General features: G+C 39.7%; 10 protein-coding genes. All 10 read left to right on the top strand.

What is annotated here, in order from left to right:
* The first annotated feature begins 639 nt into the window (after positions 1 to 639).
* The 10 genes from H5114_RS19375 to rfbA all read left to right on the top strand — a co-directional run bounded on the left by H5114_RS19375 (position 640) and on the right by rfbA (position 13,994).
* Complete coding sequence (locus H5114_RS19375) at positions 640 to 1,500, top strand: HAD-IIB family hydrolase (RefSeq protein WP_259395344.1); 861 nt, start codon at positions 640 to 642, stop codon at positions 1,498 to 1,500.
* A gap of 1 nt (position 1,501) precedes the next feature.
* A complete protein-coding gene (locus H5114_RS19380; RefSeq protein WP_182723817.1) occupies positions 1,502 to 2,722 on the top strand; it encodes a glycosyl transferase in 1,221 nt (406 codons plus the stop codon).
* Between the two features lie 25 nt (positions 2,723 to 2,747).
* The gene (locus H5114_RS19385) at positions 2,748 to 4,493 is read left to right on the top strand and encodes a sugar phosphorylase (protein ID WP_182723818.1); all 1,746 of its coding nucleotides are present in this window, start codon (positions 2,748 to 2,750) and stop codon (positions 4,491 to 4,493) included.
* A 176-nt stretch (positions 4,494 to 4,669) separates the two neighbouring features.
* Positions 4,670 to 5,227: a DUF4136 domain-containing protein gene (locus H5114_RS19390; RefSeq protein WP_182698176.1), complete on the top strand. Its 558-nt coding sequence runs from the start codon at positions 4,670 to 4,672 to the stop codon at positions 5,225 to 5,227.
* Between the two features lie 915 nt (positions 5,228 to 6,142).
* Positions 6,143 to 6,655: a transcription/translation regulatory transformer protein RfaH gene (gene rfaH / locus H5114_RS19395; RefSeq protein ID WP_182723819.1), complete on the top strand. Its 513-nt coding sequence runs from the start codon at positions 6,143 to 6,145 to the stop codon at positions 6,653 to 6,655.
* A gap of 503 nt (positions 6,656 to 7,158) precedes the next feature.
* Positions 7,159 to 9,906: an SLBB domain-containing protein gene (locus tag H5114_RS19400; RefSeq protein ID WP_182698174.1), complete on the top strand. Its 2,748-nt coding sequence runs from the start codon at positions 7,159 to 7,161 to the stop codon at positions 9,904 to 9,906.
* Positions 9,907 to 9,979: 73 nt separating this feature from the next.
* The gene (locus tag H5114_RS19405; RefSeq protein ID WP_182698173.1) at positions 9,980 to 10,948 is read left to right on the top strand and encodes a Wzz/FepE/Etk N-terminal domain-containing protein; all 969 of its coding nucleotides are present in this window, start codon (positions 9,980 to 9,982) and stop codon (positions 10,946 to 10,948) included.
* Positions 10,949 to 10,991: 43 nt separating this feature from the next.
* Entirely contained in the window at positions 10,992 to 11,930 is a 939-nt protein-coding gene (locus H5114_RS19410; protein WP_182698172.1) for an exopolysaccharide biosynthesis polyprenyl glycosylphosphotransferase, read from the top strand.
* Between the two features lie 35 nt (positions 11,931 to 11,965).
* Positions 11,966 to 13,042: a dTDP-glucose 4,6-dehydratase gene (gene rfbB / locus H5114_RS19415; protein WP_182723820.1), complete on the top strand. Its 1,077-nt coding sequence runs from the start codon at positions 11,966 to 11,968 to the stop codon at positions 13,040 to 13,042.
* Positions 13,043 to 13,130: 88 nt separating this feature from the next.
* Positions 13,131 to 13,994: a glucose-1-phosphate thymidylyltransferase RfbA gene (rfbA, locus tag H5114_RS19420; protein WP_101086424.1), complete on the top strand. Its 864-nt coding sequence runs from the start codon at positions 13,131 to 13,133 to the stop codon at positions 13,992 to 13,994.
* Positions 13,995 to 13,997 lie beyond the last annotated feature (3 nt).

Below are 13,997 nucleotides of genomic sequence, written 5' to 3' on the forward strand. Positions count from 1 at the left end.
TAGCGTCGCTTCGCTACTAGGTCGTGCCTACGTCCATGCTAGGTTCGGTTCGCTACTAGGGAGTGACTGAGTCACTGCCAGGGTCGCTTCGCTACTAGCGCGTGACTACGTCACTGCTAGGTTAGCTTCGCGACTACGGCGTGACTACGTCACTGCTAGGTTCGCCTCGCTACTAGGGCGTGACTACGTCACTGCTAGGGTCGCTTCGCTACTAGGGCGTGACTACGTCACTGCTAGGGTTGCTTCGCTGCTAAGATTTTATAGGATCTAGCAGCGTAGTGCTCTAGCATCTAGGCTCTATAGCTTGTCATCACTTCATTTGCCCCAAAATGGTGCGATTTTTATTCATCGTTGCACATATCTTCTTATCCTGTTCAATACACCTTTCTACCTCATCTTTATTTTTTTAAAATAAAATCAATTATATCAATGGTTAAAGTCTGTTTGTGCCATTAAGGTGCAAACTTATTACGTTTGGCACATATCCTGAATCTATCTTAAGTAAATCGGATTAGATTAAGCGCGATAATGACTCATTCGCTATATTTATTACTTGTATAGCACCTCGCAGCGCAGCGTTCTAGAAGGACGCAGTCCGCTCCATGCTTAGTTTCGTTAAATGATTGAAAAGGAGAGGATATGACAACACGACCACTTATCTTTACTGACATAGATGGCACTTTACTTGATCATTTTGACTACAGTTTTAGCCATGCGATTGAAGTGATTGAAGCATTGAATGAACGGAAAATTCCGATTATCGCCAATACCAGTAAAACCTTTGCTGAAATGGAAAAGCTGCAACAAACCATTGGTTTTAATTCACCGTTTATTTCAGAAAATGGTGCGGCAATATATATTCCTATTGGTTACTTTGACCAACAACCACAAGACACATTTACCCAAGGATATTATTGGGTAAAAGAGTTTTGTCAGCCGCGAAAATACTGGCTTGATTTGTTAAAACAACATGCGCAAGCATTTAACGATGACTTTATTGGCTTTTCATCTCTATCAGTTGAAGCATTATGTGAGATCACCGATTTATCACCAGGTAATGCCAAGTTGGCTTTGATTCGGAATTATGCCGAGCCAGTACTTTGGCAAGGCAGTGAAGCTAATAAACAAGTCTTTATTGAATTAATGACCCGTGTTGGTGCACATATTCTGCAAGGAGGACGCTTTCTTCATGTTGGTGGCGATACTGATAAAGGCAAAGCGATGCAATGGTTAGCGGATGTCTATTCCAAGCAATATAACACTCCTGTGACCACCATTGCACTCGGTGACAGTGGTAATGACAACGCCATGCTCGAAGCTGCTGATCTGGCAATCCAAATCAAATCTCCCGTTCATGAGTTTCCTTCATTAGCGACGAAAAATCCCAGTATCAAAAGTAGTGAATTTGGTCCTAAAGGTTGGGCTGAATGCATTAAGCAAACTCTGCTGTCGTCATCGGCTGAATCACCTGTAAAGCAACTATCATTAGGAGGGGCGTAATATGGCCGATTTTTACCAAAATGGCATTGTCACCACAATGCATAATTTAACCCGACGTAGCCATGAGGAGCTGGAGCAAGATTTAATAACGTTTTCAAAAACACGTCCGTTAGGACTCATTTTGCCATCCTTGTATTCAGAACTAGAAGGTGATGCCCTTAAAGATATCGTCAGTAAATTAAAACAGGTGCCGTATCTATCTGAAATCGTCATTGGCTTAGATAGAGCCGATCTTAAGCAGTACAAACACGCGCTAAGCTTTTTTGGTGAATTACCGCAGCATCACCGTATTTTGTGGAATGATGGCCCACGCTTACAAGCGTTGGATGCAAAATTACAGGCATTGGGGTTAGCCCCCAAAGAGTTGGGTAAAGGTCGTAATGTATGGTACTGCATGGGTTATATTTTGGCTTCAGGCAAAACGGAATCGGTAGCGTTGCATGATTGCGATATTGTCACTTACGAAAAGTCGTTGCTGGCTCGTTTACTTTATCCAGTGGCCAATCCACAGTTTCATTACGAGTTTAGTAAAGGTTATTACGCGCGAATTTCGAATGGGCAAATTAATGGTCGAGTGTCACGCCTATTAGTTACGCCGTTGATTAAAGCGCTTAAAAAAGTGGTCGGTTATAACGAATATTTAGAATACATGGACAGTTTTCGTTATCCATTAGCGGGTGAGTTTTCATTTAGACGAGACGTGCTCAATGACCTGCGTATTCCAAGCGACTGGGGCTTAGAAATTGGTGTGCTATCAGAAATGCAGCGCAATTATTCTCATAACCGCATTTGTCAGGTCGACATTGCTGACAATTACGACCATAAACATCAAGACTTATCATTAGATAATGAAGAAGCTGGTTTGTCTAAAATGTCGATTGATATCACCAAAGCCTTTTTCCGTAAACTGGCGACGCAAGGACATACTTTCAGCAACGAATCGTTTCGAACCGTCAAGGCGACGTATTACCGTATTGCACTCGATTATGTCGAAACCTACCATAACGATGCCATCATGAATGGCTTGACCACGGACATTCATTTAGAAGAAAAAGCGGTAGAAATGTTTGCCCAAAATATCGTTACAGCAGGGCAACGCTTTTTAGATAATCCAATGGAAACTCCGTTTATGCCAACCTGGAGCCGAGTGGTGAGTGCCATGCCCGATGTACTTGAGCAACTTAAAGACGCAGTTGAAGCCGACAACGCTGAGTTTAGTTAACGTAAACGATTAACGAGGACACTTTATGTCAGTAATGGATGGATTACAGCAAAAGCTGCAGCAACAACTTAGCTGCATTTATAATGATATTGACATTAATATCAGCTTGTCAGCATTGGCAACTCAGCTTATCGATATCATGCGTATCACAGAGTATTGCCAAGTACCTGAGCCTTTTGCAAATCATTGGTCTGAAAAAGACATCATAATGATCACTTATGGTGACAGTGTGATCCAACAAGGCGAGCGACCGCTCACCACACTGGCGCAATTTATCGACAGCTATCTAAGTTGCATCAACGCAGTGCATATTTTACCCTTTTTCCCTTACAGTTCAGACGATGGCTTTTCAGTTATTGATTATTCAAGCGTCAACGAAGGGCTAGGCTCGTGGGCAGACATTAGTGCTATTGCCAGTAAACGGAGGTTAATGTCAGATTTAGTGATCAATCATTGCTCTAGTCGGAGCTTATGGTTTGAGAATTTCTGTAAAGGTGAGGGTATAGGTCATGATTACTTTTTTACTGCCAATCCAAATGATGACTTAAGCGCTGTCGTTCGGCCAAGAACCTCAGCATTATTAAGACCAACAGAAACACCTAACGGCACGGAACATGTGTGGTGCACCTTTAGCCATGATCAAGTTGATTTTGATTTTCGCAATCCACAAGTATTAATCGAGTTTGTGCGCATCATTCGTCAATATTTAGATGCCGGTGTGAGTATTTTTCGCCTCGATGCGGTGGCATTTTTATGGAAAATAGTCGGTAACAAATCCATTAATTTATCGCAAACCCATGAGGTTGTGCGTTTATTGCGGACCCTGATCGAGCATGCGCAGCAAGATGCCATAATCATTACCGAAACCAATATCCCCAATACTCAAAACTTAACTTACTTTGGCAATGCTAACGAAGCACATTGCATATATAACTTTTCCTTGCCACCTTTGTTGATCAACAGCCTTATTACTGGCAGCTGTTTGTATTTAAAGCGTTGGCTTATGAGCATGCCGCCTGCTCAAGATGGCACCACATACTTTAATTTTATTGCCTCTCACGATGGTATTGGTTTACGTCCAGCGGAAGGCTTACTTGAAGATGATGAGATTGATACTCTGGTCGAGACAATGAAACTGTTTGGCGGCCAAATTTCATCCAGAACCACAGAAGATGGCCAGCAAAAACCGTATGAAATGAACATCGCGCTGTTTGATGCACTTCAAGGCACCACTAAAGGCAAAGACTCATGGGGGATGCAACGTTTTGTGTGCGCGCATAGCATTATGTTAGCCCTAGAAGGCATTCCAGGTATTTATATTCACAGTTTATTGGGAACTCGCAATGACTATGAAAAGCTAGCTAATACTTCGCATAATCGGGCTATCAATCGTCACCGTTGGGATCTCAATCAACTAACAGATCAACTGAGTGATACTCACAGCGACCACAGCCAAGTGTTAACGACGCTCACTCATCTAATCAATATTCGTACCCAGCAAATTGCATTTCATCCTAATGCGACTCAATTTACCTTGCACCTTGGGTTACAGCTATTTGGTTTCTGGCGTCAAAGTCGTAATCGTAAACAAAGTATCTTCTGCATCAGTAATGTATCGGACCAAATTACTGATCTGCCCATTAATGAACTTAACCTTATTATTGCAGAATACTGGGTCGACCTATTAACCGGGCAGCAAATAGAAGACATCACCCAACCCATGCAACTGCAACCATATCAAACAGTGTGGATTAGTAATGTACGTCTCTAGGTCTGATTATGTCCTACTGCAATTCTTGGGACAGCTTCGTTGTTAAGAAGTTATAGAATCTAGCCGCGAAGCGTTCTAGTGACTAGCGTTAATTTGTTATGAAATCTTGTTAACTTGACAACGCCTTTGCTCTCTATAAGCTAATAACAATTAACGTCTTGTTTTTTGGAGCCTGTATGAAAACCCTATTTATCGCTGCTGCAGTATTGGCATTGAGCGCATGTAGTACCTTAAAATCATCTTCAGACTTCGATCCGTCGGTATCATTTAATCAATATAAAACCTACTCATGGGTAGAGAAGAAGGTTGATGATGCGGGCTATCATCTCGATGGACTCATGGATCAACGTGTTCGTGCCGCAATCGAAACCCAATTGAGCCAAAAAGGTATCAGTAAAACAGACAAGCAAAATGCAGACTTGCTGGTTAACTACATCACCAAAGTAGATAAAAAGATCAATATCGACACCTTTAATAGCCACTTCGGTTATAACCCATATTATGGTCCACGTTGGGGATTAGGTGGCAGCCTGCAAACTGAGACCACAGTTCGTGAATACGATGTTGGTACCTTAATGGTCGACTTAGTCGACAACAAAACAGGTAAGCTTATTTGGCGTGGCACAGTAGCTGATACTGTTCGAGAGCAAAACACCCCTGAAGAGCGGATCCAGATTATCAATCATGCTATTGATACAGTCATGAAGGATTATCCACCTAAGCCAGCACAGTAAACGTTGATGTTAAATAAACAACGCTAGCAAAAAGCCTCGATTACCGAGGCTTTTTTGTTGTGTGAGTCCTTTTACATCAGTGTTTTAGTATTAAATAATATTATAAAGCGCATAAGGTTAACTGTTCACACTACACAATAAGATTATACTGTTAGTGGGAATAGGGTCAGTTGACCTTTGTCAGTTGAATTTTGTTCGATGTAAGGTGTTAATCGAGGTGAGTGGATGCCGCCTAGCAATTTAAGCAACTATCACTTCGAGAAAATGCACTCAACAAAGAGTAAAACGTTTTAGCGGATCCTTCGAGCAGCGTTAGTTGGCGATTTCAAGGGAGTTATTGGCTTTTATGTGGCATCACGCCACAGCAAGGCCCAGTGTTATCATTTATTTTTTTCATAAACAACTAATGTGCAGCAACAAGCTTGGAAGACCAACAGACTCTAACTTAGTTGCATCCTTACACATCGCAATGATGATGCTGTCGATTCAAGCTATAGGCCGTAATGGTTAATATCCTAGATGACACAGGTAAATCGTTCAGTCTACAGTCTTGATTGACTTATCACTTTGTTAATACATTAGATGCAGTGACAAAAGTGGCTTTTTTGACTCTCAAGCGAATCTTTTGATGTGAATTACTGTTAATTACCACTTTTTAGAACACATAAAACAAAATTAACCGAATGCCATATGTTAAAAATGTTTTTTCAACGTCGAATGATAAATCAATTAGTTACTCAATAACGACTTGTGTTTTTGATGAAAATAAAATCAGCTGATGATTTAAACGCTGTATTTATAGGCATTAAGGCTTAAATACCCATTCAAAAGGATAGGGAAATTTGCTAGTATCCTAAGCCGTGAATGGGATGTCACTTGTTCAGACTGATGAACAAATCTAAAAAGTGAGACATAATGAAATCTTGGTATTTACTGTATTGCAAACCACGCCATGAAGTCCGTGCTCAGCAAAATTTGGCTTTGCAAGAAGTTGAAAGCTACTTACCAATGATCACCCAACAAAAAACAGTGCGTAACAAACCACAAATGGTTACCGCGCCTCTGTTTCCTAGCTATCTGTTCATCTATTTCGATCCTCAAATTACTAGTGTCAGTAAAATCCACAATACTCGTGGTGCAAACCGCATTGTGGGTTGTCGAGAAGACATGACTCCCATTGACGATAGAATTATTTCGGCGCTTAAAAGACGTGTCCAAGGCTATGTACCAGAAGAGAGCAAGTCGTTAGATAAAGGCGATAAGGTCAAATTTGTCGACGGGCCGTTTAAAGATCTTGAAGCCATCTTTGACGAGAACAATCCTGATAAGCGTTGCCATGTGTTATTTAACATTATGGGGCAGCAAAAACGAATTCTGGTTGAATTGACAAGTTTACAAGCGATATCAACAACCGATAAACCGACTTAAACAAACGGTTTGTCAGAGAATAGCGATTTTTGTTGTAGGAAATTGTCCATTTGTAAATTTAGGACTAATGTTTAAAAGGACTTTTTCACCCCTAAACGGTTAAATATTGTCCGTTTAAATAGCGTTTTTACTTTTATTTAACATAATACAAGTGTTTAGGTATTTTTTACTTGAGCATCCGAGTCTGTTTTTGATTATAATTCCGCGCTTGATTAGTGCTTGTTTCAGTTAAAAGCTAATAAAAATTAAAGATTCGTACAGCGAAGGGCATGTTGGAAGCCGTAATCCATGGGCGGTAGCGTGCAATAAAAGCCCTGATACTAGAACGCTAGGTTCTGTAAGCTTTAGCACTGGTCCGTGGAACTTGACGTACTATTTGCGTATTAACCTAGAATCTAGGTGGTTAAATCTTAACTGTGAAGCTATCGCTCACTATCTTTTTTTAACTGCATTAATGACAAAACTTTATTTGTCTATTCACAAAATAATATTGGAGATACCTGGTGTTACATAAAACCAAAAACTTGTTAATAGCTGGCTTATCAGCCCTTATTATTTTAACAACACAAGCCAATGCTGTGACACCTACACCGCAGATGCTTGAACAGTTTAAACAATTACCTAAAGCAGAACAGGAACGAATCGCCCGTCAATATGGTATCGATCCATCAATGATTTCTGGTAGTTCCAATAAATCTGTTAACGTTACAAATCCTAACGTAGTTGAACCTCGTGAAGATAAAGACAATAAAGAAGATAAAGATCAATACAAAGAAAAAAAGAAAAAGAACGAATTTGATTTTAAAGAAGACAGTGATAAAGACGCACTAAAACGTTTTGGTTACGAAATGTTTGAAGGCGAACCGACAACGTTTGCACCAGTAACAGATGTTCCTGTTCCAAGTGATTATATGGTTGGGCCTGGTGATGTTATTAAAGTTCAGTTATACGGCAAAGAAAGCAATGAATACAGCTTAACTATTAATCGTGATGGTACAGTACAAATCCCCGATTTAGGTCCTGTATCTGTGGCTGGATTAAGCTTTTCCGATTTACGTCAAGAACTGTCTAAGCGCATAAAGCAGCAAATGATTGGTATTGAATCAAATATTACTATGGGTGAATTACGTTCAATTCGTATTTTCATCGCTGGTGATGCTTACAAACCAGGCTCTTATACCGTATCAAGTTTATCAACTATCACTCAGGCGTTATTCGTAGCTGGTGGTGTCAATGAAATTGGTAGTCTTCGTAATGTGCAAGTTAAGCGTGGCGGTAAGTTAGTCGGCTCATTAGACTTATATGATTTATTGCTTCGTGGTGATGCTTCTGGGGACATTAATCTCCGTTCTGGTGACGTGGTATTCATCCCATCAATTGGCGGTTTAGTCAGTGTCGCTGGCGAAGTTCAGCGCCCAGCTATTTATGAACTGAAAAAGAATGAAACTATTGCCGACGTCATCAATATGGCTGCTGGTATCAAGCAAGGTGCTTATCCGAAAAATAGCAGTATTGAGCGTTATAATGCCAATGGCTTAAAAACCATAGTAAATGTCGATTTAACTTCCGCCAAAGGTAACAACACTTTAGCTAAAGCTGGCGATTACATTCGAGTTAAAAATGCTTCTAATCAGTATGAAGATGCCATTACGGTAGTTGGTGCAGTGGTTCGTCCTGGTAAATACCAATGGAAGCAACAGCGTATTAGCGATCTCATGCCATCAATATGGGGGGATTTACTCATATCTGCCGATTTAGATTATGGCTTAATCATTCGTGAAATAAATAAGCACGGCGACATCGAGACGTTACAGTTTGCTCCAGGTGAAGCAATTACTTCTCCTAATTCTGTTCAAAACCTTGCTTTACAGCCTCGTGATAAAGTGATGATATTTAACTTTAACGACGATACTCAAAATCGCTTTGAATTAAACTCGTTAGTAAAGAAACGCGTGAGTAAAGTTGAAGCATTGAAAGGTGATTCATTACTGGATGCAGATCTTTTCAAAGCAGGGTTCGAAACATTAGACAATTCAGTAGCAAAAAAATATACCAATGAGATTGCGGGCGTTGTCCTAAGTGAAAAAGAATCAGAAGAACAGTCGCTAGTCAGTAGCGAAGTTGCCAAAATGCTATCAAATCTTTTTGAAGATCGTGACTTAATCAAGCTTAGTAATGTGATGTCGCGAAAAGAGTTATTATATCCTATCGTAACCAAACTGACGCTTCAGGGTAACGCACAACAAGGTATAAAAATTGTTGCTATAGCAGGTAAAATTCGCCATCCAGGTGTTTATCCTTTAACAAATAACGCTACCGTAACCGATTTGCTTAAAGCTGCTGGTGGGCTGTTAGAAGGTGCCTACACTGAGCGAGCAGAACTAACACGTACACACACAACGTCCATAATATCGGATATTATCCATAAAACCATTAACCTTCATGCCGCGATTAATGGTAGTCAGGAAGACAATCTCGAGCTAAAAGGTCGTGATATGGTGACTATTCTGACGACTCCAGAGTGGCAAGAAAGAAAAGTTATTGAAATTAAAGGTGAAGTTAAGTTTCCCGGCACATATAACATTAGACGTGGTGAAAGGCTATCTGACGTGATCGCTAGAGCTGGTGGGTTCACTGAATTCGCATATCCTTCAGCGTCAGTATTTGTGCGCGAATCCGTGCGCATGCAAGAACAACTCGAAATTAAGAAGTTAGCTGACCAATTACGTCGAGATCTTGCCACTCGTGGTGTTTCAAAAGATGGATCGACCATTAATTATTCCGAAGCTCAGCTAATGTTAACTGATTTGGAAAACATAAAAGCGGTAGGTCGTTTGGTTGTTGATTTAAATGCAATTAAATTAGGTATCCCAGAAGCCGATCTTCAACTTGAAGACAGTGACGTATTGTATGTTCCAACGACTAAGCAAACTGTTGCAGTAATGGGTGAGGTTCAGCATCCTTCGACCCATAGATTTAAAGAAGGCTTAACGTTAGAAGATTATTTACAAATGTCTGGTGGCTCGAGAGAGCGCGGAGACGAAGACCGAATTTATGTTATAAAAGCCAATGGTTCAGTGATGATGCCAACTAAGAGCATCTGGTTTAGTTCCGAATCTCAAATTTCGGCTGGCGACACGGTTATCATTCCGTTAGACACTGAGTACAAAGATAACTTAACCCTTTGGACCCAAGTGACACAGATTATTTATAACACCGCCGTCGCATTTGCAGCGATTTCAGGTTTGTAACCTCGTTCAGTCTAGTATTGAAAATAGTTTTATACTGAATCACTTGAATGAATAAAAAGATAAAGATAATAATATGAACAAACTAAACATATATGACGATGTTTATAAGCCAGAACAGCAAGCTTTTCCTGCAACAGAAAATGATGTAATTGACTTTCGCTTGCTAGTAAAATCATTATGGAAAGATAAATGGTTAATTGCAGTCACAACTTTATTATTGTCCGTTGCAGCAGTTATCTTTGCACTATATCAGCCTAACATTTATCGATCTGATGCATTATTGGCACCAGCAGAAGCAGAGCAAGGCAGCGGTGGTTTAGCTGCTTTGGCTGGACAATTTGGTGGTTTAGCTAGCATGGCTGGTATCAATTTAGGTAATACTGGAAGTAGTGATAAGAGTAAACTGGCAATAGAGGTGCTAACCTCACGTTTTTTTATTCAAAACTTTATTGAAAAGCACGATATTTTAGCCGATGTGATGGCAGCTAAATCATGGGACTATAATAGTAAAGAGTTGAACTATGATTTAGATGATTACGACGTTACCAGTAACACATGGACTCGTGATGTCTCTGAACCATTTACAGCTAAACCTTCATTACAAGAAGCTTACAAAGAGTTTGTTGCTAAGATGATAGTTTCAACATCTAAAGACACCGGAATGACATCATTATCAATCGAACATGTTTCGCCAATAGTGGCACAAAAGTGGGTAACATGGTTAATTGCTGACATAAACGCAGACATGAAAAATCGTGATGTTAATGAAGCTGAGCGCAGTATTGCTTTCCTCAAAAAGCAAATCGAACAAACCAATGTTGCCGATATTCGCTCAATTCTATATAAATTAGTTGAAGAACAAGCAAAAACCATTATGTTTGCTGAAGTTCGTAATGAATATGTTTTTAAAACGATTGATCCAGCGCAAGTAACCCAAGAAAAGGCTAAACCTAAAAGAGGATTAATTGTATTATTAGGTGTTTTTTCTGGTATTTTTCTAGGGTTGTTTATCAGCATTATTCGTTATTTTTTCAAAAAATAAATCTTAGTGATTTAGTCCTTATTTAATTGAAGTATCCAAATTTATGCTAATAACAAATAGATTTAAATCTAGACGTCAGGCTCTAACGCAGAAGGTTATCTATGTTTACTGTCCTATCGAATTAGAGATTATGATAGGTCAAATAATCGATGATTTTTCATTTGATATAATAATCAATGATTTCTCAATTACAGACTTCAGCAAAAAAGTGATCTGTCATTATCAGGCATCCAGCTTAACCAAAGAGCAGCGAAATTTTCTGGTTGTCGCAACAGAGTTAGGTGCATGGGTTGAACCGCTTGTCAGTTACTTAGATGGACGATTAGGCTATACAGAAGTACGCCTGTTACATAGCAGCTACTTTCTGCACCAAAAAGCTTTTTCAATTTTGTCGACAAAACGCACTCAATTAGCAAAAAGAGTGGTGGACGTTGTCGCGGCATTATTACTGTCCATTGTGGCATTGCCAATCGGACTATTAACGGCCATAGCCATAAAGTTAGAAAGTCCAGGCAATGTGTTTTATAAACAAAAACGCACCGGCCAATACAATATCGAATTTGAAGTGATCAAATTTAGATCAATGCGAAATGATGCCGAAAGCTCAGGTGCAAAATGGGCTTCTAAAAATGACGCTCGAGTGACTAAAGTCGGTCAATTTATTCGTAAAACGCGTATTGATGAACTACCGCAAATCTTAAATATTCTCAAAGGCGAAATGTCGATAGTTGGCCCGCGTCCAGAAAGAGAATTTTTCATCAATACACTCGAGAAAGAAATTCCATACTATCGTTTTCGTCATGCAGTTAAGCCAGGAGTTACTGGCTTAGCACAAGTACGCTACCCATATGGCGACTCTATTGAAGATGCAGTCTGGAAACATAAATACGATATTTTTTATATAAAACACCATAGTACCAGGTTAGATGTCAAAATTTTATTCCGAACCATAAGAGTGGTTCTCTTTGGAATGGGCAGATAGTTTTCGATTTGGTAAATAGATAAAAGAGACATATTGTGAAAATTCTTATTACAGGTGGTGCAGGGTTTATTGGTTCTGCAGTTGTTCGTCACATCATCGCTAACACTCAAGACAGTGTTATCAATGTCGATAAACTCACTTATGCAGGTAACCTCGAATCGCTAGCAACAGTTAACGACAATTCTCGCTACCATTTTGAACAAGTGGATATTTGCGATCACGCAGAGTTAAAACGTGTTTTTGCTACTTATCAACCAGATGCAGTCATGCATCTAGCAGCAGAAAGCCATGTTGATCGTTCAATTACCGGTCCGTCTGATTTTATCCAAACCAATATTGTCGGTACATATACCTTACTTGAGGCAACCCGCGAATATTGGAATACACTTACGCCAGAAGCTAAGTTGGCTTTTCGTTTTCATCATATTTCTACAGATGAAGTGTATGGCGATCTCCCTCATCCAGATGAGGTTTCAGCAACAACTAATTTACCTTTGTTTACTGAAACTACAGCTTATGCCCCCAGCAGCCCATATTCAGCGTCAAAAGCATCAAGCGATCATCTTGTTCGAGCTTGGTTACGCACTTATGGATTACCAACAGTGATCACTAATTGTTCTAATAACTATGGTCCTTACCATTTTCCTGAAAAACTCATCCCACTGGTTATTTTAAATGCACTAGAAGGTAAGTCGTTGCCAATTTATGGCAAAGGTGACCAAATTCGTGATTGGTTATATGTAGAAGATCATGCGCGTGCGCTTTATAAAGTGGTAACAGAAGGTAAAGTCGGCGAGACCTATAATATAGGCGGACATAACGAAAAACAAAACCTCGAAGTTGTTCAAACGATATGTACAATTTTAGATGTTTTAGTGCCTAAAAATAATCCTTATGCCGACCAAATTACTTATGTTACCGACCGACCTGGTCACGACCGACGCTATGCCATTGATGCCAGCAAAATGAGTAAAGAACTCAACTGGACACCAGTCGAAACATTCGAAACTGGCTTACGCAAAACCATTCAATGGTACTTAGATAATCAGTTATGGTGCCAGCACGTGCAAGATGGCAGTTACCAACGTGAGCGTCTAGGTATTAACGCATAAGTTGCAGCAATATGCAGTTAAGCCAGTGGGTAACATTATTATTTTATGATTCGGTTTAGCATATACCGTAATCCGTATTCGAGGTTTTATGAAAGGCATTATTTTAGCCGGTGGTTCAGGTACAAGACTACATCCCATAACAAAAGGCGTATCAAAGCAATTACTGCCTATTTATGACAAACCAATGATTTACTACCCATTATCGGTATTAATGCTGGCGGGAATTAACCAAATCCTCATCATTACTACTCCAGAAGAACAAGATGGATTCATTCGTTTATTAGGTGATGGCAGTCAGTTTGGTATAAACCTTACTTATGAAGTTCAACCATCACCAGATGGCCTTGCTCAAGCATTTATTATAGGTGAATCATTCATAGGTTCAGACGATGTCTGCTTAGCATTGGGTGACAACATCTTCTTTGGCCAAGCGTTTGGTAAACAATTAAAGCATGCAGTTCAAAACCTATCTGGAGCAACGGTATTTGGTTATCAAGTCATGGACCCAGAACGTTTTGGTGTCGTCGAGTTTGATGAAAACTTTAAAGCGTTATCAATAGAAGAAAAACCGACAACGCCTAAATCAAACTGGGCTGTTACAGGACTTTATTTTTACAATAATTCTGTGGTCAATATTGCTAAAAATGTTAAACCATCTGTACGTGGTGAGCTTGAAATTACCTGTGTTAATCAGGCTTATTTAGAGCAAGGTAACCTAAACGTTGAGCAATTAGGACGTGGTTTTGCATGGTTAGACACAGGTACTCATGACTCATTGTTAGAAGCGTCACAATTTGTTCAGACAGTTGAAAAAAGACAAGGTTTCAAAATTGCCTGTTTAGAAGAAATAGCCTTATTACAGGGCTGGTTAACAAAACAGCAAGTACGCGACATTGCACAAACCTTAGCTAAAACTGGTTATGGTCAATATTTATTGAACATTACAAAATAATTT

This window comes from Shewanella sp. SR43-8, assembly GCF_014163775.1.
GTDB lineage: Bacteria > Pseudomonadota > Gammaproteobacteria > Enterobacterales > Shewanellaceae > Shewanella > Shewanella vesiculosa.